A 25,702-nucleotide genomic window follows, 5' to 3' on the forward strand; every position below is an offset into this window, starting at 1 on the left:
TCCCCGAGTAGGGAACGAGGAACGAGCGACCGTATCGAGGGGGCGTCCCTCAAGGCCGCGCCGACTGATGAGCCGCCCTCGCGCGAGCCGTTGGATAGGCGGCGAGACGGATGGCCAAAACGACCTCGACCTCGTGCGCTCCCGGCCGGAGTGCTGAGATTGAGACATGGACATCTTGTTCGACACCGCCAACCTCGACGACATCGAGCGCCTCACCCCCATCTACCCGGTCACCGGCGTAACCACCAACCCCTCCATCCTCAAGGCGGAGGGGAAGATCGACTTCTACCCACACATGCGTCGGATCCGGGAGATCATTGGGCCGAACCGGACCCTCCACGTGCAGGTCCTGGCGAAGACCGCCCAGGGCATGATCGACGATGCCCACCGCCTACTCGACAAGATCGACGCGGACGTCTACCCGAAGATCCCCACCACCGAGGCGGGAATCGCGGCGATGCGTCACCTCAAGGAGGAGGGCGTCAAGGTGACCGCCACCGCGATCTACTCGAAGACGCAGGGCTTCCTCGCCATCGCGACGGGGGTGGACTACCTCGCCCCCTATTACAACCGGATGCAGAGCCTCGACATCGACACCCGCGGCACCATCGAGGTGCTGGCCGGGTTCATCAAGCGGTTCGACGCCCCCGGCAAGATCATGGCGGCGAGCTTCAAGAACGTGGCCCAGGTCTCGCACGCGCTCGAGTCCGGCGCCGACGCGGTCACGCTGTCACCCAAGCTGCTCCGGGCCGCTCTCTCGGCCCCGGACATCGACCGCGCCGTCGACGACTTCATCAAGGACTGGAAGGCCATCTACGGCACCACCGAACTCCCCTGAACGGTCGGGGAAGGCGTTGAGCAAGTGAGATGGGTCAACGAATAGAAACACTGTTACACCGGCGTGTCGCGACGTTGACCCATCTCATTTGCTCAACGCCTCGCCCGCCCGACGGCTGCGTCGAGGAACCGGGCGACGCGGTCGATATAGCCCTGGCGGTCCTCGAAGTACGCACCGCAGTGGTCCACGCCCTCGAAGGTCACCAACTCACAGTTGGGTCCAGCGGCGCGGGCCAGTTGGACAGCGTGGTCATACGGGATGACGCGGTCGTCGGTGCCGTGGATGAGCAACACTGGCCGCGGCGCGAGCGCCGGGGCAGCGTCGAGGGGCCGCACCTGCGCGTAGGAATACCCGTAGCGGAGGCGGTTGATCAGGTCTGCTAGGGGGACTATGGGTTCCGACGGCAGCCGGTATCGGCGGTAGTTCGCGGCCACCACCTCGCCCATCGTCGAGAACGGCGAGTCGAGCACGAACGCCGCGACCCTCGGGTCGGTGGCGCCCTCCAGGATGGCTGTCGAGGCGCCCATCGAGAAGCCGACCACGACGATCCGCGCGTCGGGACGGCGCGACGAGGCCAGGTCGATGGCCGCTCTCAGGTCGGCCTGTTCGTGGTGGGAGAGCGACTGGGGACCGTCATCGGAATCCCCGTTGCCGCGGAAGTCGAACAGCAGCACGGTGTGGCCGGCACGCCACAGCCCCGATCCGATGCCGAGCATGTCCGACTTCGTGCCCCGGTGCCCGTGGGCGCAGATGACGACGGTGCCCGACCCGGGCTGGTCGAGCCACCAGCCCGCGAGCCCCACCCCGTCGGCGGTTGCGAAGCGGACGTCCTCGCTGTCGGCGCGGACTTCGAAAGGGGTGAAAGCGTAGTCCGGCCAGGGCCGACGCGGACCGTTGAGACTCCAGGCCGTGTAACCCGCCACCCCCAGCACCCCGAGGGCGGCTCCGCCGGAGAGGCTGGCGAGGGCGGTGGTGAGGCGACGCATATGGACGAGCGTACCGGGGTGGGCGGGGACCCCATCCACGCCTGAGGGTCCGCGCGACGGCCGCGCTGGGGACCGTCGCTAAGCTCGGAGGCATGCGTGGCGAATACAAGGTTCCTGGCGGCAAGCTCGTCGCAGTCGATGTCCAGACCGAGGACGGTCGGCTGACGGAGGCGTTCATCTCCGGAGACTTCTTCCTCGAACCCGACGAGGCGCTGGACGACATCAACGGCGCCCTGCTCGGGATGCCAGAGAACGCCTCGGTTGCCGATCTCGCCGCCGCCATCACCGCGCGGCTCTCCCCCGAGACCCGAATGATCGGCTTCAACGCCGAGGCGGTGGGCATCGCGGTGCGGCGGGCGCTCGGCCACGCCACGGACTGGTCCGATCACACCTTCGACGTCATCGGTCCGGTGACGATGGATCCGCGCATGCACGTGGCCCTCGACGAGGTCATTGCCGGCGAATTGGCTCGCGGGGAGATCAACCCCAGCCTGCGCATCTGGGATTGGGATCAGCCGCTCGTGGTGATCGGCTCGTTCCAGAGCTACCGCAACGAGATCGACGACGAGGGCCGCGCCAAGCACGGCATCAACGTCGTGCGCCGCATCACCGGTGGCGGGGCGATGTTCATGGAGCCGGGCAACTGCGTGACCTACTCGCTGGTCGTCCCAGCCTCCCTCGTTGAGGGCCTCAGCTTCGAGCGCTCCTACGAGTTCCTCGACCAGTGGGTCATGGGCGCGTTGGCGGAGCTGGGCGTCAACGCGCGCTACGTGCCGCTAAACGACATCGCCTCGGACGAGGGGAAGATCGCCGGTGCGGCCCAGCGCCGTGTGACCGGCGGAGTGGTGGTTCACCACGTGACGATGGCGTACGACATCGATGCGGACAAGATGCTCGAGGTCCTGCGGATCGGTCGGGAGAAGCTGTCCGACAAGGGCACGAAGTCGGCGAACAAGCGCGTCGACCCGTTACGCTCCCAGACCCAGCTCCCCCGCGATGAGATCCTCGAGGCCTTTCTCACCCACTTCGAGGGGCGCTACGAGACCGCGCGCCGCGACTACACCGACGACGAGCTCGCCAAGGCCAAGCACCTGGTGGAGACGAAGTTCTCCTCCGACGAGTGGACCAAGCGCATCCCCTGACCCTCGGTCTCCAGAGGCAAGGAACAAGCGACCGCAAACCCGTCGCTCTGAGTAGGGAGCGAGGAACGAGCGACCGGCCCTCCCGTCTCCCCGAGTACGGAGCGAGGAAAGAGCGACCGGCCCTCCCGTCTCCCCGAGTAGGGAGCGAGGAACGAGCGACCGTATCGAGGGGCGTCCCACGACGTCTCACCGACTCGAGAAAACAGGAAGGTCACGAGCCCTTCGATACACGGCCGCTCGTCCCTCGCGGCCGCTACTCAGGGAGACGTTGAACAGGGAGCGAGGAACGAGCGGCCGGCCCTCCCGTCTCCCCGAGTAGAGAGCGAGGAACGAGCGACCGTATCGAGGGGCGTCCCACGACGTCTCACCGACTCGAGAAAACAGGAAAGTCACGAGCCCTTCGATACACGGCCGCTCGTCCCTCGCGGCCGCTACTCAGGGGGACGTGGTGGGCCGGCCGCTCGCTGTTCGCGGCCGCTACTCAGCTTCCCCGCCGTTCCGGCACCGTGGGTGAGGGAAGGCAGCGCGTCCCGAAGGGTGCCGTTCAACGACATGTACGACCACTATGGTCGCGCGCGTCACCAAACTGACCCCTTCAGAGTGGGTAAAGAGAAGCCCCACTTCCAGGTGAGGAAGCTGGAAGGGATCAGGGCTGCCGGACGCCGATGGTGAGGAGCAGGTTCGCGTAGATGCGCTGCTCGCCTGAGGCGATGACGATGCCGACATCGTCCTTCTTCGCCTCGTCGTAGAAGTCCCAGCGCGAGATCTCGACGAACTCGACACCGGGCAGGGCGGCACGGTACTCGTCGTGCGCCTCGATCTTGTCGGGGCGCAGTTCCGGCGGAGCGTCGGGCGCGGGCGTCATGATGCCGGCCTGCTCAATCGGCACGGCCTGCTTCAGCACGTCGAGGATCTGGCCGACGCCGAGCAACCCGGGCGCCAGGTTCAGATAGATCCTGCGTGCCCGGGCCGGTGCCCCCGTCTCGTGCGGGTAGTTGCCGTCGGTGATGAGGATCTTGCTGCCGTGCCCGGCGCGGCCCAGTGCGTCGAGCAGTTCGGGGTGGATGAGTGGTCCGTTGAGCATTGAGATTGCCTTCCTAGGTGGATTCGCGGACGACGAGAGTGGGGACGATGAGCTCGGCGGCTGGATGACCGCCGTCCAACAGCTGCCCGAGGGCGGCCGCGGCGCGCTCCCCCACGGTCTTGAAGTCCTGCCGGATGGTGGTCAGCGGAGGGAGGTAGGAGTCGGCGCCGGGCGCGTCGTCGAACCCCACCACGCGGACGTCGCCGGGCACTGAACGTCCCGAGCGCTGGAGCCCCTGGAGGCAGCGCAACGCCAGCTGATCGTTGGCGGCGAAAATGGCGTCCGTGTCCGGGGGTAGCTCGTCGATGAGAGGGCCTGCCGCGGCCGCCTCCCACGAATCGGCGTGCAGCACAGTCGGCTCGATACCCGCCGCACGACAGGCCTCCTCGTAGCCCTCGCGACGGAGCTGTGCGTCGTTCCAGTCCTGCGGACCAGCGACATGGACGATCCGCCGGGCGCCCCGCTCCACAAGGTGCTCAACCGCCAGAGATGCGCCGCGATGATGATCGACGGCCACCCCGACGACCGTGTCGGGCAGCGCCTCCGCCTGACCGACGTAGACCGTCGGCACAGCCGCCGCGACCCTCGACACCCAGCCGTTCGACTCGGACCGGCCGCCCAGCACGATCACGCCATCCGCACCGACCGGCACCAGGTCGGTCAACGCCAGCGACTCGAAGTCGTCGGTCCTGATCACAGTGATGGAGACGTGCAGGTCCAGAGCCGACAGGTGCTGGCACACCGCGACGAACGTGGTGGCGTGCCCGTGGTAGAGCGGCACTGCGTCGATGACGTGCACCGACCCCGTGCGGCGTGCGGAGAGAGACCGTGCAGCCAGGTTGGGTTGATAGTTGAGCTCTCGGACGGCCCGCAGGACGCGCTCGCGGGTGGCCTCGGCCACGGTGTCGACCCCACGCACCACCCGCGAGGCCGTCTGCATGGACACGCCTGCCACCTCGGCGATGTCGCGCAGGTTGGCCCGAGGGGCGCGCCTACTCATGGCTGGGCTCGAAGACGACGGTGCGGGCCGACTTTGCGATGACAGCGTTACGCGACGTCGCGTTGACCCGCCCCATGATCTCGAACTGCGCCAGCAGCGACCCCAGCGACGACGCCTCCGCGGGTCCCGCGATGACGGGCACCCGCAGCGCGTCTGCGGTGAGCTGGCACAGCAACCGGTTGCGGGATCCTCCGCCCATGAGATTGAGCTGCTGCGGTGCGCTGCCGGTGAGATCAGCCAGATCCGCGACACCACGCGCATAGCGTCGGGCCAGGCTCTCCAGGATCACGCGCACAATGTCTCCCTCCGTGAACGACGCGACGTCCGCGCCCTGCGCTGCCAACGCCCTGGTGACTCGGTTGGGCATGTCCTTCGGCAGGGCGAACTGAGGCTCGTCCGGATCGATGTGGTACCCCGTCGAGGGAGCATCCTCAGCCAGAGCGATCAATTCGACGATGTCGTGCACCCCGCCCTCGGCTCGCCACTCGCGCTGGCATTCCTGAAGGATCCAAAGACCGGTGATGTTGAACAGCGGGCGAAGGCCCGCGTCAGCCCGGGCTTCGTTGGTGAGCCCGAGGGCACGCGCCTCATCGCTCAGGAGCGGGTCGTCGCGCAGCACGCCGAGCACCGACCACGACCCGCAGCTGAGGAAATAGGTCTCCCCCGAGGGGTCGCGTTGCAGCGCGTGCACCGCGCAGGCTGTGTCGTGGGCCCCGGCGCGGACCACCGTCAGCTGCGTGAGTCCCTCGATCCGGCAGGGGCCGACGACGTCGTGCTCGGGGGTGACTGCGCCCGCCCAGCGGCGCGGGATGCCGAGCGCGCCGAACACCTCGTCGCTGAAGTCGCGGGCGCCCGGGCGGCAGAGCCCCGACGTCGACGCGATCGAGCGCGACCACACCAGCTCGCCGGTGAGCAGGTAGGTGAAGTAGTCCGGCAGGAAGAGGAACTGGTCCACCTGCTCGGCGAGGGTCGGCTCCTCGGCGATCAGGGCGAACAGTTGGTTGGCGGCGTTGATGGTGGCGGGCGCGATGCCGGTGGCCGCCCAGGCGGACTCGTCGTTCAGCCGCTCCTGGAAGCGCACGAGGGTACGCGTCGTTCGCTCATCGCGGTAAGCGACGGCGGGACCGAGTCGTCGGCCGTCAGGGCCCAGGAGTGCGAAGTCGACCCCCCAGGTGTCGACTGACACGCTCTCGGCATCGGGGAATTGTTTGACCGCCTCCCGGAGCCCTTCCACCACCTCACTCCAGATGTGGTCCAGATCCCAGCAGAGATAGCCGTCCACTTCGCGCGCCTCGTGCGGGAAGCGGTGCACCTCGACCTCATCGATCGCGCCGTCGCGCAGAGTGCCTGCGATGATGCGTCCCGACGACGACCCGAGGTCGACGGCGAGCGCTGTCGGGGTGTCCACTGGTTCCTCCTGATGGTGCTTCCTGGGCGCGGTTACGGAGGGCTGGTCCCCCCGTCATTGAGTTGTGTAGACCGCCCGCGACTGGGAGGGCCGATCCCGGTGTCCCGGTTTCCGGCCCTCCCAGAGCAGCTCGCGAGCGAGTTCTCGTGGGATCTGGGGCGACGCCTAGATCCTCGTACTAGTTGTAGAGCGGACCGAACTGTGCGCACGCGCGGTAGTCGGCACCCTCGAGGTCGACCGTGCCGAAGCCCAGCCAGTTCTTCGGGCGGAAGATCCGCTCCCGCTCGACGTTGTGCATGTTGACCGGGATGCGCAGCATCGCCGCCATCGTGATCAGCTGGTGACCGATGTGGCCGTAGCTGATCGCGCCGTGGTTGGACCCCCACGCGTTCATGACGTCGTAGACGCTGGTGAATGCCCCCTCACCGGTGATGTTGGGCACGAACCACGTCGTCGGCCAGCCGGGGTCGGTGCGCAGCTCGATGGTCTTGGCCACCTCGTCGGGCAGTTCGACGGTGTAGCCCTCAGCCAGCTGCAGGACCGGGCCGAGGCCGTCGATCCAGTTGATGCGCGTCATCGTCACCGGCACCTCGCCCGCGGAGCGGAAGTGAGTCGAGAAGCCGCCGCCGCGGAAGTAGCCGGTGTTGGCCGGATGGAACGTGGTCTCGTCCATCATGGCCTGCATGTCCTCGTCGGTGAGGTCCCACCAGGGCTTGATGACGTTGTTACCGTCCCCATCCTTCGCGGCGAACGTGCCGTCGAGCGTTGTCGCGCCAGAGTTGCGCAGGTCGATGAGGCCGCCGGCGGCGCGCCCCTCGGGACGGTGGCCGGTGACCCGCTCGATGGCGTCGGCGCTCCAGTAGGTGCGCACGTCGGAGAAGATCTGGGCCCGGTTCGTCAGCAGGTAGTTGAAGAGCATCGACGCGCCGTTGAGTCCGTCGTTCTCGGTGGCCTGCAGGTACGGAGCCCGCTTGCCGTTCCAGTCGAAGCTGGTGTTGAGCAGCGTCTCCATGAGGTCGCCGTTGGGGAGGAAGTCGGTCCACTGACGCTGGCCCTGGAAGCCGGACAGGATGGCCCCGTGGCCGAGCGCCTCCTCGCCGAAGCCGAGCTCCGCCAGCTTGGGGTTGCCGACCATCAGGTCGCGCCCGACGAGGACAGTCTTGACGATGTACTCCCACCACTTCTCGTGGTCCTCTTCGGAGCGTTGCCACTCCTCGGGGTTGAAGTCCTCGCCCTGCTTGAGGTTCTCGCGCACCCACGCGTAGGCGACCTCGTACTCGTCCTTGTCGTAGATGCCGAGCTGGATGCGGCGCTCGATCTCGACCATGTCGACGTACTCATTGCGCATGCCCAGCCAGTAGTTCCAGAACTCCTCCTTCACCACGCAGCCGGCGATGCCCATCGACACTCCGCCGATGGAGAGGAACGACTTTCCCTTCATCTGCGCCACCGCGAGCCCGGCTACGGCGTAGTCGAGCAGCCGCTGGCGGACGTCGTCGGGGATGGACGGGTCGTCGGCGTCGCGGACCTCCTCGCCGTAGATGCCGAAGGCGGGGATGCCCAACTGGGCGTGGCCGGCGAGGGCGGCCGCCAGATAGACGGCGCCGGGACGCTCGGAACCGTTGAACCCCCAGATCGCGTGCGGGATTGTCCGATCCATGTCGATCGTTTCGGAGCCGTAGGCCCAGCAGGGGGTCACCGACAAGGTGAGCCCGACGTTCTCGGCCTTGAACTTCGCGGCGGCGGCCTGCGCCTCGGGGACGCGCCCGATCGTGCTGTCAGCGATCACCACCTGGACAGGACTACCGTCGGGGTAGCGGAGCTCCGCTTCGTACAACTCCTTCACCGCGATCGCCATGTTCATCGTCTGGTCTTCGAGGCTCTCGCGGACGCCGTTGCGTCGGCCGTCGATGATGGGACGGATGCCGATCTTCGGATAGTTGGTCACGAAACACACCTTCTTCTCTTGTTTGCGTGTAGGTCTTCAGTGTCCGGCGGTGATCACTCGCAGCAGGCCGGGCCTCTGCCACGTGGCCTTCCCACAGACCGGGAAGGATGAGGGGCACCTCCCGCCGCCGCCCGATCGGGCTTTGGCAGCAGGTGCCCCGGGGTTGAGGGCGGGGGAAGGACCTGGACGGGCCCCTCCCCCGCGTGGCGGTCACTCGTAGAGGTTGCCGGCGATCTCGGGATCGTCGATGTTGGAGGCGTCGTACCAGGCGAAGCCGGAGTCGATGGTCTCCGGGAGCTCCTGTCCGTTGATGGCCTTGATGGCGGCGACGACGGTCTCGTAGCCCATGAGGACCGGGGACTGGGTGACTGCGCCGGCCTGCGAGCCGTTGCGGATGGCCTCGAGCTGTGTCTTACCGGAGTCGAACCCGACCACGGTGAGGCCTTCCTTGCCGGACTCGTTGGCGCCCTGGATGGCACCGGTGGCGGCGGCCTCGTTGGTGCCGTAGATACCGACGAGGTCCGGGTTGGCCTGGATCATCGACTTGGCGGTGTTGGCCGCGAGGCCGACTTCGCCGGCCACCTGGGGCTCGAGCACGGTGATGTCGGGCGCATTCTCGGCCATCCAGTCCTGGAAGCCGTCGCAACGCTGCTTGCCGGTGGCGGAGGTCTGGTCGTGGCAGATCAGGCCGACGGTGCCGGTGTTTCCGATGAGCTCGGCCATGTGCTTTGCGGCCTCGGCCGCGGCGGCGGTGTTGTCCGTCGACACGGTGGTCAGCGGGATGTCCGAGTCGACGCCGGAGTCGAACGCGATGATCGGGATGTTGGCGGCCTGGATCTCGGTCAGCAGGCTCTCTGCCGCGCCCGAGTCCAGCGCCGCCAGGCCGATGGCCGCGGGCTGGCTGTCGAGGGCGGTCTTGAGCATGTCAAGCTGCTCGGTCACCTTGGTCTCGTCCTGAGGACCGACGAACTCGATCGTGTAGTTGTACTCCTGACCGGCCTGCTCGGCGCCCTCCTTCACCGCCTGCCAGAAGCGGTGCTGGAATCCCTTGGAGACGAGGTAGATGGTCTCGCCGTTGCCCTTGGGGACGTCTCCGGCCTCAGCGGGCTCGGAATCGGTGGGCTCGGTCTCGGCCGGCGTGGTTTCGGTTTCGGCGGCCGTGGTCTCCGGGGCCGCGGCCGTGGTCTCGGCCGGAGCCGGCTCGTTGGTGGTCTCGTCGGTTGAGGTGCCGCAGGCGGTGAGGCCTAGGGCGAGCACGGACGTGAGGGCCAGTGCAGAGCGCAGATTGCGCATGGCGGTTTTCCTTTCGTTGGTGGGAGGACCGCCCTCCCGGACATGGAATGAAGTTGTGGGTGGTGGCGGTTAGACGGTGGATTGGCGCTTGCGGCGGACAATGTCGACGAACACGGCGATCAGGACGACGATGCCGGTGACGACCAGCTGCCATTCCTGGGCGATGCCCATCATCTGGAGACCCTTGCGGAGGGTCTCCATGATGAGGGCGCCGACAACCGTGCCGATGATGTTGGCCCGGCCGCCGGAGAGCGAGGTGCCGCCGATCACGACGGCGGCGATGACGTTGAGCTCGAAGCCCACTCCCTCGGCCGGCTGGACGAAGCCGAAGCGGGCCGAGTAGAGGATGGCACCGAGCGCCATGAAGACGCCGGCGGCGATGTAGACCATCGTCTTCCAGAACTTGACGTTGACGCCCGACAGACGGGTGGCCTCCTCATTGGAGCCGATGGCCAGCGCGTAGCGACCGAGCAGCGTCTTGTTGAGAAGTACCGCAGCGATGATCGCCATGATGATGAAGATCAAGATGGCGTTCTTGACGCCGGGGATGAGCTCGCCCGAGGCGAGCCAGATGTATCCGGAGTTCTTGATGCTGATCGTCGACTTGTCCGAGATGACGAGGGCCAGGCCACGCGCCACCATCATCATCGCCAGGGTGGCGATGAACGGCGGCAGACCGAGGTAGGAGATGTTCAGCCCGTTGATGAGTCCGACAACGGCACCGACCAGGAGCGTGAGGAGGAGACCTGCGGCCAATGGGAGGTTCATCCAGTCTCCCGAGAGGAAGACGCCTGCCATGACGGCGGCGAAGGTCATGCCCGTGCCCACGGACAGGTCGATGCCGCCCGTCGCGATGACGAACGTCGCTCCCAGTGCCATGACGCCGACGTAGGCCGACTGCTGGACGATGTCCAGTGCGATCGTCGGCTGCGCGAAGTTGGGAGCGAAGATCATGAAGAAGATGTAGATGAGGATGAGCGCCGCGAAGACGAACACCTGCTGGATCGATGAGCGCAGAATCCGCGACATCGACGACTGCTCACCGACCGGGGTGGGCTGGGTGGTGGTGCTCACGCTACTTCTCCATTCAGCTGGGCTTTGCCGACCGTGGCAAGCTCCATGATGTTTTCCTGGGTGGCGTCCTCGTTCTCGAGGATGCCGGTGATGCGGCCATGGGCCATGACGGCGATCCGATGGCTCATCCGGAGCACCTCGGGCAGCTCGGAGGAGATCATCACGATGCCTTTGCCCTGCTCGCACAGTTGCTCGAGCAGGGCGTAGATCTCCTCTTTCGCCCCGACGTCGATGCCGCGGGTCGGTTCGTCGAAGATCAGCACGTCACAGTTGCGGACCAGCCATTTGGCGATAACCACCTTCTGCTGGTTGCCGCCGGACAGTTTCCCGAGCAGCTGGTTGACCGACGGGGTCTTTACGCGGAGCCTGTCGGAGTACTCGGTGCCCACCGTGCGGATCTTGTTATCGAGGATGAACCCTCCGATGTTGAAGTCCTTCATCGCCGCCATGACGGTGTTGGCCTTGATGTCCTGATCCAGCAGGAGGCCGAAGGTCTTGCGGTCCTCCGAGAGGTAGCCGATTCCGGCGCGGACGCCGTCGGCGGCGGTACGGATGTCCACTTTCTTGCCGTTGACGTGGATCTCGCCGCTCGTGCGGGGGTCAGCCCCGAAGACGCACCGGGCCACCTCCGTGCGCCCCGCCCCCATGAGGCCGGCGAACCCGAGGATCTCGCCCCGCCGGACGTCGAAGTTGATGTCGTGCAGCAGCTTCTTGGTGTTGAGGTCACGCACGCTGAGGACGATCTCGTCGGAGGTCACCTTGTTGCGCGGCCGTGCGTCGCCCGACACCTCGCGGCCGACCATCATCGAGATGATCTCGCGCATCTCCACCTCGTCGGTGGTGACGGTGCCGACGTACTGGCCGTCACGCAGGACCGAGACGCGGTCGGTGATCTCCTCGATCTCCGGCATGCGGTGGGAGATGTAGATGAGGCCGGTCTCGGGGGTGACGAAGTCACGGATCATGCCGAACAGGGCCTCGGTCTCGGCGATGGTGAGGGCCGCGGTCGGCTCGTCCATGACGAGGATCCGTGAGTTGTAGGACAGCGCCCTGGCGATCTCCACCATCTGCTGCCGGGCCACGGACAGATCCCCGATCCGGGCCTTCGGATCGACCGACATGCCAAGCTTGTCGAACAGCTCGCCCGCGTCACGGTTCATCTGGGCGTCGTTGACCCATCCGGCCTTGTGGCTGCCGGGCCGGCCGAGGTAGAGGTTCTGCGCGACCGTGAGGTCGGGCACCATGTTGAGTTCCTGGTGGATGATCGACAGACCCAGGTCGCGGGCGTGGTTGACGTCTCGCACCTGGACCTTTTCGCCCTGCAACCAGATCTCCGCACCGGGGTCCGGTTTGTAGATGCCGGTGAGCACCTTCATGAGGGTGGACTTGCCTGCGCCGTTCTCGCCGCACAGCCCCAGCACCTCGCCGGCGTTGAGGTCCAGGTGCACGTTCTGCAGCGCCTTGACGCCGGGGAACGTCTTCGAGACGTTCTTCAGCTCTAACAGCTTGGTCACGCGTACTCCTTCGTACTGGCCGCGTCGAGAACGCTTCCTCGCGCTTATCTCGACACAGATGTTAACGCTATCTCACGTTCGGCTGCGACGGAACCCCTCGTTACCGAACTGTGACGAATCACTGCCATCGGCCGAACCCGGACGGCATTCGTCAGGGCTAGCCTCGATAACTGGCAGGCCAATACGGCACGATCCGGCTCGAGTCGCTGCCCGGTGACAACGAAGCCGAGTTCGTCGAGGCGGCAGAAGGCAGTCAAATCGGGGCTGGCGAACGCATCAGCGCGCCCGCCGACGGTAGCGTCGTGCACGTCGAGGTCTTTCGGGCTGAGTGTGTAGGAGCTCTCATCCTCGGGAGACCTCGACCTCTATCCGGCCACCGACGCGCCGACCCGCCGCGCGACGTTGCGCTACACCCTCATCTGGGAAGAGCCCCCAAAGGCACCTGACCAGGGCAAACCCCCGCCCCTAGTGACACGAGGTGTCAGCATCTCGTCTCGGCCGGTCAAATCGCTCTGACTGGCTGATTGAGTTGTATAGCCGCCGCAAACCCCATTTGGCTAGGGCTTTTGGCTTGGGCTGTCGCTTTCGCGGCTCGACCTTCTTTAGTCAGGGCCTCGCGCCAACGTCAAATCGGGGCCTCCTCCGCGACGGGCTCTCAGCCAAAGGCGTTGTCAAGCGCCTGTGCCAACTCGTCCTGCGGCGTCCAGACCATCATCTCTGAGTCACCCACATAGGCGTACTGGTCTCCGTGGCGCATCACGGGGAAGATGTCTCCCCACCCGTTGGTCAGGATCAGCGTGCCCGACGCCTCGCCCGGGGCCGCTTCCGGGTACCCGGCCACCGCCTCGCTGGTCGCGGCCTGGACCAGACGGTCCACGAGCTCCGGTGCGAGCACGACCTTCTCGACGGGATCCTCCTGATCGAGCTGGGAGCAGAAGATCCCCGCAGTTGCGTCGCCGAGGGTCATCGGAATCATCGGGTACTGAGCCGGCGCACAGTTGAGGGCGTCGGTTGCGGCTGGCGGAGCCGGGGGGCTGACCGCTGCGCGTTGCTCCTGCCAGAGGGCTACGACCTTGTCACGGAAGCCCTCCCCGGCCTTCTGGGTGGTGCCGTCAGTGAGGGGCTGACACTCCTCGCCGTAACCACTGATGATCCACTTGTCGCCATTCAGGTACTCCAAGACGATCCGGTAGGGGTCCGACGCCTCATAGCCGCAGTCCGGGACCTCCACGTACTCGGGCTGCGCCTCAAAGAGTTCGATGATCCGGTCAGGCTCGATCACCAGCGGGTCGAGGGGCCCGACGACCCCGAACCCCTCGTGTCCGTCGCCGCAGAGGAACGCTCGTCCCACGCCTGTGGGAAGGTCCTCCCCCGTGTTCGCGTTGAGCAGCGGAGCGCGGCCGTCCTCGTTGTAGCAGGCCCATGATCCGGGCACATCGGAACCAGCCGGCTCCAACGTAGGGCCTGGCTCACTGGGCGCGCCAGGACTCTCGACGGGGTCAGGACTCGGGATGTCCGTCAGCGCGATCGTCGGCTCGGGAGAGGAGGTCTGGGTGGGCGCGACGCTCGGCGTCTGGGTGGGTTCGCTCGAGGCCGTGGCGCTCGGCGTGGGCGCCGGGGAGGCCACGAGCGGCTCGCGGACGGATGGCAGGTTGAGGGCCACCGGGATCGCCAGGGCTACGACGGCGGCGGCCGCCACTCCGCTGATCGCGAGGCGGGTGTTGCGCCGCTTGCGGCGGGCGCCGGCGACCCATCCCGTCGTCGGCGGCGGCTCGGGGATGACGCTCTTGAAGGCGTCGGAGAGCTTGTCATTCATGTCAGAACTCCAGCTTCGATGAGATGGGCGGAATCGCGCAAGGCTGCGCGTCCCCGACTGGAGTGTGTCTTGACCGTCCCGCTGCTGACGCCGAGTTGCTTGGCGATCTCGTCGATCGACAGGTCCTCGAAGTACTGCAGGACCAGCACCGCGCGCTGCATTCTGGGCAGCTCGTCGAGGGCACGCATGAGATCCATCCTGAGATGGGCCGAGCCCTCAGCTGAGGCCGAATCCGCCAAGGTTTCGCTCGGGCGCTCGTTGCGCCAGCTCATCTTGCGCCACCACGACACGAACGTGCGGTAGATGGTCGTGCGGACGTAGGCCTCAAACTGCGCATCGTTGCCGATCGCGTCGTAACGACCCCACGTCTTGGCCAGTGCGGTCTGCACCAGATCCTCCGCGTGTTGCGAGTCGTTGGTCAGCAGCCAGGCTGCGCGCCAGAGATCGCGGCCACGGCGAGCGACGAATCGCTCGAATCCGATGGCCTCGTCGACCTGGTGCTCAGTCATGGACACCTCCTTGTGCCTTCTAACACGCCTCGGGCTGCCGGTCTGGTTGACACGATCTGGCACCAATCTTCCATGGCCGAGGTTCGGCGTCGCCGCGCCGCCCGCCGACACACCGTCGCTGGGGCTGATTGCTCACGATGAGCCCTAACCGTCGGCCACTAGCTGGGGCGCGGGATGCACAAACCGGCCGGCCCCAGGGAGGTGGGGCCGGCCGGCGGATCGGGGAGCCGGCGTCAGCGTCGTCGTCAGGCGTTCAGGAGGCTGGCGATCTCCCGCTCCACGTCGGCAGAGGGCTGATACTGCATGGCCCCCTGCTCGGAGACCCAGAGGAAGCCGGGCTCGTTGGTCAGCATGCGAAGGGGGGTGGCCTCGCCCCAGGGCACCATCAGCGACACCGAGACATCGGTGATGGGCAGGTTGCCGTCGACGGGGGTGGAATTGTCGCGGATCTCGCCCGCGATCTGCTGGGCGAGGCTCGGCTCCAGCGCCGACTGCCAGACCTCGGCGGAGGAGGCGTCGCAGATCCAGCCCGCCAGAACGTCCTCGAGGGGGTGGGCCACGAGGTAGTGGTCGGGTGCGGGGCAGGCCATCGAGTGGATGATCGCCTCTTCATCTGGCCCTCCGACGGCCAGCCGCTGATCGAGCCAGCGGCCCCGCACCTGATTGAGGAAGTCGCTCCCGCCGACCTTCTCAGCCTCACCGGCCCAGACGGGGCCCTCGGCCTGCGCGTCTCCCTCGAGCACCTTGAGGCTGCCATCTGCGTACTCGAAGACCACGCGGTAGACGCCCGCCGCGCGGCCGCGGTGCCCACAGATGGCCTGCTGAACTCGTCGTCGGCACTCATCGAGCGCCTCGCCAGCGAGGCGCGTGACGTGGAAGGGATCTAGCACGGTCACCACGTCGGGCAGTTCCTCGACGGCGGCGGTCTTGAACCCGGTGAAGCCGTCCATCGCGACCACCTCCACGCCGTCGCGCCACTCCTGCGGGCGGTCGGCCAGCCAGGTCTTGAACGCCTGCTTGGAGCGTCCTCCGACCATGTCCAGCAGCCGTGCCGGCCCTCCGCGCGACGTGCGCTACACCCTCATCTGGGAAGAGCCTCCAAACCAGACCGGTCTTCCACCGCAAACGCGAACCGATCGAGGCCCACCTCACCATCGTGTTCGCTGCGCTCGCGGTCGCCCGGCACCTCCAAGACCAGACCGGCGTCAGCATCAAGCGCCTCGTGCAGACACTTCGACCCCTCCAGAGCGTCACGATCACCATCGCCGGCCAGCCCATCCAGGCCCAACCACGCCTCACCGCCGAAGCCGAAGCCATCCTCGCCAAGATCCCTCGCCGAGCGGGGCATTAAATCAGGCCTCAGTTGTGGAACTCAGGTCTGACGGTCACGTGACAAGAGGCTCCGGCCAGATGCCCTCCAGCCACTCTCTGGTGGTGCGCACGTGGCGCATCATCAGGAACCGGGCGCCCTCGGGGTCACGCTCGGCGATCGCGGTGGCGATCAGCAGGTCCGACGGCGCCGTCTCCGCGAGCCGGCGGCCTCGTTCGTCTTCGCCGTTACGCCGTCGGGGGGTGTCGCTGACGCCGGAAGGCGGGGCGCACCAGTCCACGATCACCGCCTCGATCGGGGTGGAGTTGCCAGTTCATCTCACGGTGCACGACCGGAACACGTCAAGGCGCTCGGCTGGCTGCTGTGCAACGCGCTGGCGCGGGTCGCCGCCTCGGACGGGATCACGGCCGATGCTGCCGGCGTGGGCGATCACCGCGCCGCCATCGCCGGTCACGGACATACCGGTGGACCACGAAGTACGCTTCACCTACGGAGTAGCTTCCGCTTCAGGGGTTTTGAACAGTCGCATGTCCAAGTATCCCGTAGTCAGAAGGCACTCCGGCCTATCTGCAGCACGCGTCGCTCACTCCGCCATGAACGATCGAGGCCTAGCCTGACCGTGATGCTTGTCGGGGCATACTGACTACATGATGTCGACAGCCACTTTCGAACTCAAGCCTTGGGCGTTTGTCGTCTACTCTCTGGTCTTCGGAATCGCCGGACTGGCAGCCGTTGGCTACGTCGACCCCGAGATGCGTCTGGCCGGCTTTGACGGCCTGGTATTCGGGTTCTATGGTCACGCGTCCAACGTGCTCATCTCGTACGCGGTCATCGTGGTCTATGGCACGATCAGGCTGGTGATGGGTGCCAAGATTCGCGAGCTCGCGGTGGCCACCGGGGTGATCGTCGCCGCGAACTACGTCTACGAGGTGGGCTTGACTCTCTGGAACACGAAAGACCTAGCTGACGCCCACTGGGGCGCAGCCTCGTCACTGCTGACGCTCGCCTTGCTTGCCGCCATCCACCGTTTCGGTGTGAAACCCGCCGCCTCGGCGTCCGTCACGGTCAAAGCGCGGGCATAGCGACGCGGCGAATCCGAAGTCGCGCCGAGAAGGATGCACTGCACAGCCGCGCCGTTTGGGGAGAACCGGGGTGGGACGTGCCTGGGAGACGCCGCCTACTTCAGGCTCACGACGCGGGCCGTCGTCCAGGCGCCCTTCGAGGCTGCGGAGCGAGAATCCGTACAGAGGTTCTCCGCTGTCAGGCGATGAGTGGCGCCTCCGCGTCCTCGGCCAGGGTCGCGATGAGGCGGGACACAGTCGGGTCCGACGCCACCGGGCCGTAGACCCCCGGTTCCGCGCGCAGGGTAGCGAGGTCACTCAACGCTTCACCGCCGAGCACCAGCGACACCGCCAGATCACAGATGATCTTGCCCGGGTCGTGGATCGCCAACGGTCTCCGCCACCGTGACATCGCCTCCGACAGGGCCAGATCCAGGCCGGCCGCGCGGATGGTTTCGGTCAGCAGGATCCCGCCCGCCTGCCCGACCGCGGTCACCTTGGCGGTATCGACATGAACCCTGGGATATGAGCCGGTACTCTTCACCTCGAAGGTGCTCCTTCTTGTTGGTCGATGTTTCTCTAGACAAGTCACATCATCCCAAGTCAGGAGCACTTTCGCCATCTCAGGCCGCTACAGTCCACCCACCGTCATGAAAGCACGAGGCTAGCCGATAGATTCACCCTGCAAGGAGGTGGTGCCGTGCTCGTCGGTCGAGACGCTGACCTGAGTGCCTTGGCGGAGGCGCGGCGCGCCTACCGCGAAGCAGCGCGGGTGTCGTGGATCGTCGGGGCGGACGGGGTCGGCAAGTCGGCCCTGGCGCGGACTGCGATCGGGCCTGATGCGATCACCCTGGATCTGTACCCCGACGACGCACACCATCCGCTGGGTGCCGTCGCTGACCTGACAGCACAACTGGGCGGCTCTCTCGGCAAGGATCCGGCACAGAGTCTGCTCCGCGCCCTCGAGGCGGCCGGCCCAACCCGACTCCTCATCGACGATGCGCACTGGATGGACACCGACTCCCAGCGCGCGCTGTGGCAGGTGGCACGCCGCTCCGCGCGCCTCCCGGTGTGGGTGGTGCTGACCAGCAGCCCGGATCCGGGCCCTCTCACCGAGCGGCTGTTGCTCCTGCTGAGCTCGGGCGAACGCGGCCAGATCCACCGGTTGAAACCGCTGGAGGAGGCGGCGGTGGCGCAGTTCCTGCGGGCACGCGTCGGCGTCCCCATCGAGGGGGACATCCTGCGGCAGGTGATGACCAGCACCGGCGGATACCCCTCCCTCCTCGCCTCTCTCGTGGCCCAACTCCCATCGCAGGGCCACCCCGGCGGGCTGACGGGTGCGCTTGAGGCCCTCACTGCTCAAGTGCCCGACGCCGGACTGCTCTCCCACCATGCCTCCAGAGCCCTCGACGGCGCCTCGCCGTCGGTCCGGTACGCGCTCATCGGACTCGCGCAGAGCCCCGAGCTCAACTCGGACCAGGTGGCCGAACTTCTCGCAGCGTTGGGCCTCCCCGAGGTCAGCACCGCGACCCTCATGGAAACCGGTCTGGTCGATCGCAGCATCCCCGGACGACTGCGGATCAGGCACCGCCTGGCCCAGGAGGCGGTGCTGGATCGCGCCACCGTGACCGATCGGCGGGCGACCCACCGGGCGCTGGCCCAGGTGCTGGATGGAGTGGCGGCCCTGGAGCACCGGACCTTGGCCACAGAGCCGGCCGAGCGGGAGACCCTGTCGCGCGAACTGGATGCCCGGATCCGCGACGCCCAGGCGCAGGGCGACCCCGACCTCGCGTACCGGTTGTCTCTGCTCGCACTGCGACTGGAGGACCGGTTCCTCGACGACGTCCTCCTGTCGATCGTCCGGTCAGGCCGGATTGCGCGCCTGCGCGACCTGGCCTCCCACGTCAGCAACCTGCCGAGCTCGGTGACGCGGGCCTGTGCGCTGGCGTTACTCGATCTGGACAAGGGCGTCTTCCGTCCAGCAGCAGCGCAGCTCGGGCACCTCGACCCCACCTCCATCACGGAGCTTCGCGAACTTCTCATCCTCGCCTACACCGCCGTCCACATCACCGCGCAGGCGGCGATGCAGACCGCGCCCGAGACGGCCGTCGTGTTCGATCCGATCGTCGCAGCGCTCCGGGAGCAGGCACAGCAGGCGCCCGCTCTCGTCGGCTATGAACTCACCGCACTGGCCTTGGCGCTGGACATGACGGTCCATCATCTCCTCAACACCTCCCTGATCCCGGAGGACAGGATCCCCGGGCTTGCCGCCATGCGTGACTCCCTGGCCGGTCAGCCCGGCAGTGAACTGTTGGTGTCGTCCGCAACCGTGATGCTCGGCATCCTGGAATTCGCGGCCGGCCGGACGGGCAGGGCCGTCGCCTCACTCACCTCGGGAGTAGCCCAGATTCCGATGCTTCACATGCAGGCCTCGGTGGCTCTGATCTTCATCAGGTTCAACGCCGGCGAGTGGGATCAGGCGGACGCGCTGGCGTCCCGCCAGCTCGGCACGACGCTCGACATGCTCCAGCAGCCCTACTGGCACCAGGCGTTCGCGCTCGCGGCGCTGGTGCCTGCCTGCCGCGGCGAGTCCGACGTCGTGGCGCGCTACCTCGACTGGCAACGCCCTGACCGGACGGTGAGCCTCGCGGACGCGTGCCACCGGTTCACGGAGAGCTGGGCACACGTGTGCCAGGAGGGCGTCACCCCTGAGCTGGCTCGTCTCGTGGGTCCGCTCTGGGAGCAGGACCTCATCGGCTACATCGGCGCGTTCCCCACCGTCGTCCTGCTGGTCGGCTCGCTGCTCGCCGCTGGACACCGCGCGCGGGCCGTCGACGCTCGCGCCCTGGCGACGCGCGCCCCCTACGAGGCCGTCGCCACCGCCTACGTACTGGCCCACTGCGATGGCCTGTTGGCCGTCCACGACGGGAGGCTGGACGAGGCGGAGGCCCACTTCACCTTGGCCCGGCAGCACCTCGATCGGCAGGTGACCGAGAACCCCTCCGGCGGCCTGCACCTCTATCAGGCATTGCTGGCCGAGGACACTGCCGCACTGGCTCGGCGGACCGGACGGACCCCAGGGACGCTGCTGACCGACCTCAGGTCTGCGCACGCGCTGCTCAACCGCTGCGGCGCTGTGCGGTGGGCCGAACGACTCAACGCCCACGTCGTCGCGCTCGGCGATGCACCCGACCCGGAGCCGGGCCCGTCTCTACTGTCCCGCCTGACCACCCGCGAGCGTGAGATCGCGCTGCTCGTGGCCGAAGGGCTCTCCAACCGGGAGATCGCCGAGCGGCTCTTCGTCACGGTACGGACGGCCGAGTACCACGTGCACAACGCACTGACCAAGACCGGCCTCCGCTCCCGCGTCTCGCTGCGTGAGGCCTTGTCGTCCCACAGCCCATGAGTCACTCCGGTGCACGAAACGCCAACCAGGAGGGGTGAACGCCAACCCACCTGCGCGAACGCCAACGGACAGGCGGAAACGCCAACTGAGGAGCCCCAACGCCAACGGATAGACGGAAACGCCAACTGGCAAGCCCTAACGCCGACGAGAGCCAGCGTCGCCCGCGCTATATCACCGGCGACTCTGGGTCTCGGGGGCGTCATGAGCTATCGGTTGGCGTTTCGCGTGGTCGGTTGGCGTTCACCCCTGCCCGTTGGCGGTTGGCGTTGACCCCTCCCCGTTGGCGTTGGGCGACCAGTGCTGGCGACGAGGGCATCACTCGACCTGTGGGTGCACAAAAAGCGTTCCCTGGGGGTGCCCAATTCGACCACCGCCCCGGGAACGACGCTGAGGTCTCAGTCGCTGCGGCACACAGCGCTGGCCCCCAAGAAATCGACCTCTGGACATATTCTCCTTTCCCAACCCGACGGTGCGCCACCCCTGAGCTACCAGTCTTCAAAGACTGGTAGTCGTCGGGGGGAAAGCAAACGCGGCCGGTCACCTTGCGGTAACCGGCCGCGTACGCGGCTTTACGTCTCAGTTCACTTGGCGCTGAGCGACTGCCCTGCCGAACGCAGCTGCTGGCAGGCCTCGACGACGCGGGCGGCCATGCCGGCCTCCGCCGCCTTGCCCCAGGCGCGCGGGTCGTACATCTTCTTGTTGCCGACCTCGCCGTCGATCTTGAGCACGCCGTCGTAGTTACGGAACATGTGCTCGACGACCGGGCGGGTGAACGCGTACTGCGTGTCGGTGTCGATGTTCATCTTGATGACGCCGTAGTCGACCGCGTCGGAGATCTCCTGCGCTGTCGAGCCCGAGCCGCCGTGGAAGACGAGATCGAACGGCGACTCCTTGCCGTGCTTCTGGCCGACGGCGTCCTGGATCTCCTTGAGGACCTCGGGACGGAGCTTGACAGCGCCCGGCTTGTACACGCCGTGCACGTTGCCGAAGGTCAGAGCCGTGATGTAGCGGCCCTTCTCGCCAAGACCCAGCACCTCGACGGTGCGCATGCCGTCCTCGACGGTGGTGTAGAGCTTGTCGTTGATCTCGGCCGCGACGCCGTCCTCTTCGCCACCGACGACGCCGACCTCGATCTCGAGGATGATGTTGGCAGCCGCGCAACGGGCGAGGAGCTCGTCAGCGATCTGGAGGTTCTCCTCCATCGGCACCGCGGAGCCGTCCCACATGTGGGACTGGAACAGCGGAAGCTGACCCTTGGCGACGCGCTCCTCGGAGAGAGCCAGCAGCGGACGGACGAAGCTGTCCAGCTTGTCCTTCGGGCAGTGGTCGGTGTGCAGGGCGACGGTGATCGGGTAGTTCTTCGCGACCTCCTGGGCGAACGCGGCGAACGCGGCAGCACCGGTTACCTTGTCCTTGATGGTCGGGCCGGAGAAGTACTCTGCGCCACCGGTCGAAACCTGGAGGATGCCGTCGGAGCCCGCCTCGGCGAAGCCCTGAAGGGCAGCATGGAGCGTCTGCGAAGAGCTGACGTTGATGGCCGGGTAGGCGAACTTGCCTGCCTTGGCGCGGTCGAGCATCTCGGCATAGACCTCAGGAGTTGCAACTGGCATGGGAGCCCCTTTTCTCTTTCGAAAGCTTGCCCGGCAAGCCTATCGGGTCACGTCCCGAGGCGGGAGGGCGGGGTCACAGCAGATGGTCGAGCGCCGCGGTGTCCAGGTTCGCCCTACCCAGGGAGTAGGCCCGTGCGGCTGAGTCGATGACCGCGGGGCTGGCATCGAGGAAGCTCACGGGTACCCCCGCGACTCGCCGACCGCCCGCCTCCGCAACGATCGAAGGGCCGGCGCCGAAGTTGCGACCGACCAGCTTGAGCGCGCTCAGCTCCTGCCAGGAGATCCGCGCGGGCGTCGGGTGCACGAACTCGATTCCTTGCGGGTCGAGATAGAACGCCACCCCTTCATCGATGCTGGCCAGATCCCTCTTCGCCCGCTGCAGTCCCACGACGGACAAGACGAACCAGAACGCCGAGGACGCCACCCAGGCGATGACCAAACCGACGGTCCACGCCGTCGACCAGTCGCGGCCGAGGAACCAGATGATCGCAACGAGGAGCGCCATCGAGATCACGGTGCTGAGGATTCGCATCCGCAGTGCGCTTCGCTGGCGGGTGACCCGCGCCGCTGTCGGCAGCGGGGTGAGGCCCACCGCAAATCGCTCTGACTGCATGGGCGTCACTCTAGCGCTCGGGCACGCTCGCGCCGGTGTGCTGCAGCGACCAGTGGTACATGGCGATCGCTGCGGCCGCGCCGGCGTTCATCGACCGGGTGGAACCGCGCTGGGTGATGGCGACCAGGCGGTCGCACCCGGCGACCATATCGTCGGTCAGGCCGGGCCCCTCCGAACCGAAGATCAGGCAGCACCGCTCCGGCAACCGCTCGGCCTCGAGTGGGACCGAGCCCTCAAAGTTGTCGACTCCCACGGGCGTCACGCCGAGGCGCTCCAGATGCTCGAACAAACTGGCCTCGTCGTCGTGATGGACGACGTGGAGGTAACGGTCCGTCACCATGGCGCCGCGCCGGTTCCACCTCTTCTTTCCGACTATGTGCACGGCCGCCACATTGAACGCGTTGGCCGTGCGGACCATCGATCCGATGTTGAAGTCGTGCTCCCAGTTCTGAATCGCCACGTGCAGGGGTACCCGCGTCCGGTCCAGATCGTCGACGATGGCCTCGAGCTTCCAGTAGCGGTACCTGTCGACGACGTTTCGGCGGTCGCCCTCAGCCAGCAGCTCAGGGTCGAGGTGGTCACCGGTCGGCCACGGGAGGGGGTGCGGACCCACCCCGACCGTCGGCGCCGTAGGGTCCTCGCTCACACCCGCCCCGGTGCCACTTCAGGCGCCGTGGCGGTCAGCCCCGTCTCGACGATCGCCGACGGCATGAGCCCAGGCAGCACGTCCGCCAGCGTGATGACACCGATCTCCCGATCGCCATCGGTCACCACCGCGATCTGCGTGCGGGCCTGGCGGATCTCCGCCAGCACTGCGGCCAGTCCGCGCTCGGCGGGCACGAAGACCGGCGGTCGGGCCAATTCGACGGCCGGGCGCGAGAGGTCCGGTTCGCTCAGCGTGTCGCGGACGTGCACGACGCCGACGGTGGTGCCGCCGTCCCGCACGAGCACGCGCAGGTGCCCGTGCTGGCGGGTCACCGACTGCACATCGGCAAGCGTCCCATCGGGCCCGACGGCCGCGAGTTCCTGGCCCTCAGGCAGCAGATCGCGAACCTTCTGGTCGCGAAGCGTCAGCACCGAGGTGAGCGAGGCGCGGTAGCGCACGTCGAGGGCCCCGACGTTGGCGGAGTGCTCGACCAACTGCCGCAGCCCGGCGGCGTCCTGGCTGGCGGACAGACCGTCCACTGGGGTGGCTCCGGCCTTCCGGACCAGCCAGTTGGCCGAGGCGTTCATCGCTTTGAGCACCGGGCGCGCCAGGAACATGAACATCCGCATCGGGATGGCCAGCAGCACCGACGAGTCCTCCGGGTGGGCGATGGCCCACGACTTCGGCGCCATCTCTCCGACCACGAGGTGGAGGAAGGTGACGACGATGAGCGCCAGCACGAAGCTGACCACGTCGGCCACACCCAGCGGGAGCCCCAGTCGCTCCAGCCACGGGGTGATCGCGTGGTGGACCGCCGGCTTGGTGATGGCTCCCAACGCCAGCGTGCACACGGTGATCCCCAGCTGGGACCCGGCCAGCAGCAGGGTGAGCTCGTGGGAGTTCTTGAGCGCCGCCCGCCCCGCGGCGGTGGTGGCTCGCTCCTCCAGGCGGTGCTGCTTGGCGGCCATGAGGGCGAACTCGACGGCAACGAAGAAGGCGCTGAGCGCGATGATGATGACGGTCCAGGCAGTGACGGCAAGGCCGCCCATGGCGAGCGGAATCACGCGTTGTCTCCTTCGGGGAGGCTGACCCGGACCCGTGAGGGCACGTGCCGCTCGACAGCCAGGACTTCGATCTCGACGTGCCGCGAAGGCGCGTCGTCGTCCAGGGCGAGCTGGGCCACGTTCGGCTCCAGGGTCAGGTCGATGACGGCGCCGACGTCGGGCAGGTCACCGACGGCGTGGATGACCAGCCCGGCGATCGTCTCGTAGTCTCCCTGCGGCAGCTTCAAGCCGATGGCCCGCTCCACCTCGTCGACGTGCACGTCGCCGGGCATGACCCAGATGCCGTCGCCCTCCTGAGGGAGATAGCCGGGGTCGTCGGGGTCGTGCTCGTCGGTCAGTTCCCCGACGATCTCCTCCGCAAGGTCCTCCAGCGTGACGATCCCGACGAAGGACCCGAACTCGTCGACCACGCAGGCCAACTCCTGTCCGGACTGGCGGAGCAACTGTTCGGTCGTCGGGAGGTCGGTGAACTCCGAGACGCGTACGGCGTCGCGCATGATGGCGCTGACCGGCGCCGGGTCGTTGACCGGCCGGTCCAGGACGTCGACCATCTGCACGAGTCCGATGGCGTCGCCGCGCTCGTCGAGCACCGGGTAACGGGTGTGGCCCGTGGCCATCAGGGTGCGGACCTCGCCGATCGGCGTGTCGTCGTGGACCACGTCGACCTGCACCCGCGGCACCATGGCGTGCTCGGCATCGCGCCGCGGAAAGTCAATGACGCGATCGACGATGGCGGCGAGTTCCGGGGAGAGCGTGCCCGAGTCGCGGGAGGCGGCGACGACGCGTTCGAGGTCGTCCGCCGAGGCCGCGGACTCGACGTCGTGGACGGGCTCGATCTTGAGAGCCCGGAGCAGCAGCTCGGCGGACCTGTCGAAGACCCAGATCAGCGGTCCGAAGAGCTTGAGGTACAACCTCGTCGACGGCGTGAGGGCGTCGGCCACCCGCGCCGAGCGCGCGATCGCGTAGTTCTTGGGGAAGAGCTCGCCGAACAGCATCTGGATGATGGTCGACAGGGCGATCGCGATGAACCCGCCGATCGCCACGGACACGGCCGTGAGAGCCCCGCCGGAGATGAGCGAGCCGATGGCCTGGCCGATGAGCGGCTCGGCGACGTAGCCGACCAGCAGGCCGGTGACGGTGATGCCGAGCTGGGCCCCGGACAGCATGAACGAGGTGCGGCGGGTGATCTCCAGAGTGTTGGAGGCCTTCTTGTCACCGGCCTTCGCCCGGCTCCCGAGCTGGGACCGGTCGACGGCCATGTAGGCGAACTCCTGGGCTACGAAGTAGCCGGTGGCTGCGGTGATACCGAGCACCACCACGATTCCGACAAGCAGAGATACGACGGGCGTCATCGGGGTCT

Annotated in this window: 20 protein-coding genes and 4 pseudogenes; 5 read left to right on the forward strand and 19 right to left on the reverse strand. The window is 67.2% G+C overall.

Features of this window, described 5'->3' with window-relative positions:
* Positions 1-166 precede the first annotated feature (166 nt).
* A complete protein-coding gene (locus tag RPIT_RS11365) occupies positions 167-838 on the forward strand; it encodes a fructose-6-phosphate aldolase (RefSeq protein ID WP_077343314.1) in 672 nt (223 codons plus the stop codon).
* Between the two features lie 92 nt (positions 839-930).
* Here the strand turns inward: RPIT_RS11365 and RPIT_RS11370 are convergent, their stop codons facing one another.
* Positions 931-1,824 carry an alpha/beta hydrolase gene (locus RPIT_RS11370; protein WP_077343317.1) on the reverse strand — a complete coding sequence of 298 codons (894 nt, stop codon included), beginning with the start codon at positions 1,822-1,824 and terminating at the stop codon, positions 931-933.
* A gap of 92 nt (positions 1,825-1,916) precedes the next feature.
* Here RPIT_RS11370 and RPIT_RS11375 point away from each other — a divergent pair, with 92 nt between their 5' ends.
* Positions 1,917-2,966 (forward strand): lipoate--protein ligase family protein, encoded by a 1,050-nt coding sequence (locus RPIT_RS11375; protein ID WP_077343320.1) that lies wholly within the window; start codon positions 1,917-1,919, stop codon positions 2,964-2,966.
* Between the two features lie 646 nt (positions 2,967-3,612).
* On the opposite strand, the gene RPIT_RS11380 is transcribed toward RPIT_RS11375, so the two are convergent.
* The 11 genes and pseudogenes from RPIT_RS11380 to RPIT_RS11430 form a co-directional block, all read right to left on the reverse strand.
* Complete coding sequence (locus RPIT_RS11380) at positions 3,613-4,050, reverse strand: RbsD/FucU family protein (protein ID WP_077343323.1); 438 nt, start codon at positions 4,048-4,050, stop codon at positions 3,613-3,615.
* Positions 4,051-4,063: 13 nt separating this feature from the next.
* Positions 4,064-5,050, reverse strand: coding sequence for a LacI family DNA-binding transcriptional regulator (locus RPIT_RS11385; RefSeq protein ID WP_077343325.1), 987 nt, complete (start codon positions 5,048-5,050; stop codon positions 4,064-4,066).
* On the reverse strand, positions 5,043-6,458 hold the full coding sequence (locus RPIT_RS11390) for a rhamnulokinase (protein ID WP_077343327.1): 1,416 nt from the start codon (positions 6,456-6,458) through the stop codon (positions 5,043-5,045). The genes RPIT_RS11385 and RPIT_RS11390 overlap by 8 nt, the downstream gene beginning before the upstream one ends.
* Before the next feature lie 178 nt (positions 6,459-6,636).
* Positions 6,637-8,406: an L-fucose isomerase gene (locus RPIT_RS11395; RefSeq protein WP_077343329.1), complete on the reverse strand. Its 1,770-nt coding sequence runs from the start codon at positions 8,404-8,406 to the stop codon at positions 6,637-6,639.
* A 210-nt stretch (positions 8,407-8,616) separates the two neighbouring features.
* Positions 8,617-9,699, reverse strand: a complete 1,083-nt coding sequence (locus tag RPIT_RS11400) for an ABC transporter substrate-binding protein (protein ID WP_077343331.1) — start codon at positions 9,697-9,699, stop codon at positions 8,617-8,619.
* A 69-nt stretch (positions 9,700-9,768) separates the two neighbouring features.
* Positions 9,769-10,773, reverse strand: coding sequence for an ABC transporter permease (locus RPIT_RS11405; protein WP_226996261.1), 1,005 nt, complete (start codon positions 10,771-10,773; stop codon positions 9,769-9,771).
* Positions 10,770-12,287 carry a sugar ABC transporter ATP-binding protein gene (locus tag RPIT_RS11410; protein WP_077343334.1) on the reverse strand — a complete coding sequence of 506 codons (1,518 nt, stop codon included), beginning with the start codon at positions 12,285-12,287 and terminating at the stop codon, positions 10,770-10,772. The genes RPIT_RS11405 and RPIT_RS11410 overlap by 4 nt, the downstream gene beginning before the upstream one ends.
* Positions 12,288-12,454: 167 nt before the next feature.
* Positions 12,455-12,595: pseudogene (locus tag RPIT_RS15060) on the reverse strand (ISL3 family transposase); the annotation flags it as partial.
* A gap of 347 nt (positions 12,596-12,942) precedes the next feature.
* Positions 12,943-14,103 (reverse strand): hypothetical protein, encoded by a 1,161-nt coding sequence (locus tag RPIT_RS11415; protein ID WP_093665149.1) that lies wholly within the window; start codon positions 14,101-14,103, stop codon positions 12,943-12,945.
* Positions 14,100-14,612, reverse strand: a complete 513-nt coding sequence (locus RPIT_RS11425; RefSeq protein WP_077342173.1) for a SigE family RNA polymerase sigma factor — start codon at positions 14,610-14,612, stop codon at positions 14,100-14,102. Before RPIT_RS11425 ends, RPIT_RS11415 begins: the two co-directional genes overlap by 4 nt.
* Before the next feature lie 794 nt (positions 14,613-15,406).
* A pseudogene (locus tag RPIT_RS11430) lies at positions 15,407-15,670 on the reverse strand (ISL3 family transposase); the annotation flags it as partial.
* Positions 15,671-15,708: 38 nt separating this feature from the next.
* On the opposite strand from RPIT_RS11430, the pseudogene RPIT_RS16170 reads away from it, so the two are divergent.
* Positions 15,709-15,963, forward strand: a pseudogene (locus RPIT_RS16170) (IS1634 family transposase); the annotation flags it as partial.
* A 34-nt stretch (positions 15,964-15,997) separates the two neighbouring features.
* Here RPIT_RS16170 and RPIT_RS11440 read toward each other — a convergent pair.
* The gene (locus tag RPIT_RS11440) at positions 15,998-16,222 is read right to left on the reverse strand and encodes a hypothetical protein (protein ID WP_077343340.1); all 225 of its coding nucleotides are present in this window, start codon (positions 16,220-16,222) and stop codon (positions 15,998-16,000) included.
* 367 nt (positions 16,223-16,589) lie between these two features.
* On the opposite strand from RPIT_RS11440, the gene RPIT_RS11445 reads away from it, so the two are divergent.
* Entirely contained in the window at positions 16,590-17,024 is a 435-nt protein-coding gene (locus RPIT_RS11445; RefSeq protein WP_077343343.1) for a hypothetical protein, read from the forward strand.
* 193 nt (positions 17,025-17,217) lie between these two features.
* On the opposite strand, the pseudogene RPIT_RS11450 reads toward RPIT_RS11445, so the two are convergent.
* Positions 17,218-17,547 (reverse strand): annotated as a pseudogene (locus RPIT_RS11450) (transposase); the annotation flags it as partial.
* 156 nt (positions 17,548-17,703) lie between these two features.
* Here RPIT_RS11450 and RPIT_RS11455 point away from each other — a divergent pair.
* Entirely contained in the window at positions 17,704-20,409 is a 2,706-nt protein-coding gene (locus RPIT_RS11455) for a helix-turn-helix transcriptional regulator (RefSeq protein WP_077343349.1), read from the forward strand.
* Positions 20,410-20,990: 581 nt separating this feature from the next.
* Here the strand turns inward: RPIT_RS11455 and fbaA are convergent.
* The 5 genes from fbaA to RPIT_RS11480 form a co-directional block, all read right to left on the reverse strand.
* Positions 20,991-22,019 carry a class II fructose-bisphosphate aldolase gene (gene fbaA / locus RPIT_RS11460; protein WP_077343352.1) on the reverse strand — a complete coding sequence of 343 codons (1,029 nt, stop codon included), beginning with the start codon at positions 22,017-22,019 and terminating at the stop codon, positions 20,991-20,993.
* Between the two features lie 73 nt (positions 22,020-22,092).
* The gene (locus RPIT_RS11465) at positions 22,093-22,632 is read right to left on the reverse strand and encodes a hypothetical protein (protein WP_077343355.1); all 540 of its coding nucleotides are present in this window, start codon (positions 22,630-22,632) and stop codon (positions 22,093-22,095) included.
* A gap of 10 nt (positions 22,633-22,642) precedes the next feature.
* On the reverse strand, positions 22,643-23,278 hold the full coding sequence (locus tag RPIT_RS11470; protein WP_077343358.1) for a TrmH family RNA methyltransferase: 636 nt from the start codon (positions 23,276-23,278) through the stop codon (positions 22,643-22,645).
* A complete protein-coding gene (locus tag RPIT_RS11475; RefSeq protein ID WP_218121605.1) occupies positions 23,275-24,342 on the reverse strand; it encodes a CNNM domain-containing protein in 1,068 nt (355 codons plus the stop codon). The genes RPIT_RS11470 and RPIT_RS11475 overlap by 4 nt, the downstream gene beginning before the upstream one ends.
* On the reverse strand, positions 24,339-25,694 hold the full coding sequence (locus RPIT_RS11480) for a hemolysin family protein (protein ID WP_077343361.1): 1,356 nt from the start codon (positions 25,692-25,694) through the stop codon (positions 24,339-24,341). Before RPIT_RS11480 ends, RPIT_RS11475 begins: the two co-directional genes overlap by 4 nt.
* Positions 25,695-25,702: the final 8 nt, after the last annotated feature.

It is taken from the genome of Tessaracoccus flavus (genome assembly GCF_001997295.1).
Lineage (GTDB): Bacteria > Actinomycetota > Actinomycetes > Propionibacteriales > Propionibacteriaceae > Arachnia > Arachnia flava.

Bases quoted from the DNA above. Each gene is read 5' to 3' on its own strand.
- RPIT_RS11445 (WP_077343343.1), top strand. From the start codon at position 16,590: ATGATGTCGACAGCCACTTTCGAACTCAAGCCTTGGGCGTTTGTCGTC.
- RPIT_RS11380 (WP_077343323.1), bottom strand. From the start codon at position 4,050: ATGCTCAACGGACCACTCATCCACCCCGAACTGCTCGACGCACTGGGC.
- RPIT_RS11365 (WP_077343314.1), top strand. From the start codon at position 167: ATGGACATCTTGTTCGACACCGCCAACCTCGACGACATCGAGCGCCTC.
- RPIT_RS11400 (WP_077343331.1), bottom strand. From the start codon at position 9,699: ATGCGCAATCTGCGCTCTGCACTGGCCCTCACGTCCGTGCTCGCCCTA.
- RPIT_RS11370 (WP_077343317.1), bottom strand. From the start codon at position 1,824: ATGCGTCGCCTCACCACCGCCCTCGCCAGCCTCTCCGGCGGAGCCGCC.
- RPIT_RS11425 (WP_077342173.1), bottom strand. From the start codon at position 14,612: ATGACTGAGCACCAGGTCGACGAGGCCATCGGATTCGAGCGATTCGTC.
- fbaA (WP_077343352.1), bottom strand. From the start codon at position 22,019: ATGCCAGTTGCAACTCCTGAGGTCTATGCCGAGATGCTCGACCGCGCC.
- RPIT_RS11415 (WP_093665149.1), bottom strand. From the start codon at position 14,103: ATGAATGACAAGCTCTCCGACGCCTTCAAGAGCGTCATCCCCGAGCCG.
- RPIT_RS11465 (WP_077343355.1), bottom strand. From the start codon at position 22,632: ATGCAGTCAGAGCGATTTGCGGTGGGCCTCACCCCGCTGCCGACAGCG.
- RPIT_RS11385 (WP_077343325.1), bottom strand. From the start codon at position 5,050: ATGAGTAGGCGCGCCCCTCGGGCCAACCTGCGCGACATCGCCGAGGTG.
- RPIT_RS11375 (WP_077343320.1), top strand. From the start codon at position 1,917: ATGCGTGGCGAATACAAGGTTCCTGGCGGCAAGCTCGTCGCAGTCGAT.
- RPIT_RS11480 (WP_077343361.1), bottom strand. From the start codon at position 25,694: ATGACGCCCGTCGTATCTCTGCTTGTCGGAATCGTGGTGGTGCTCGGT.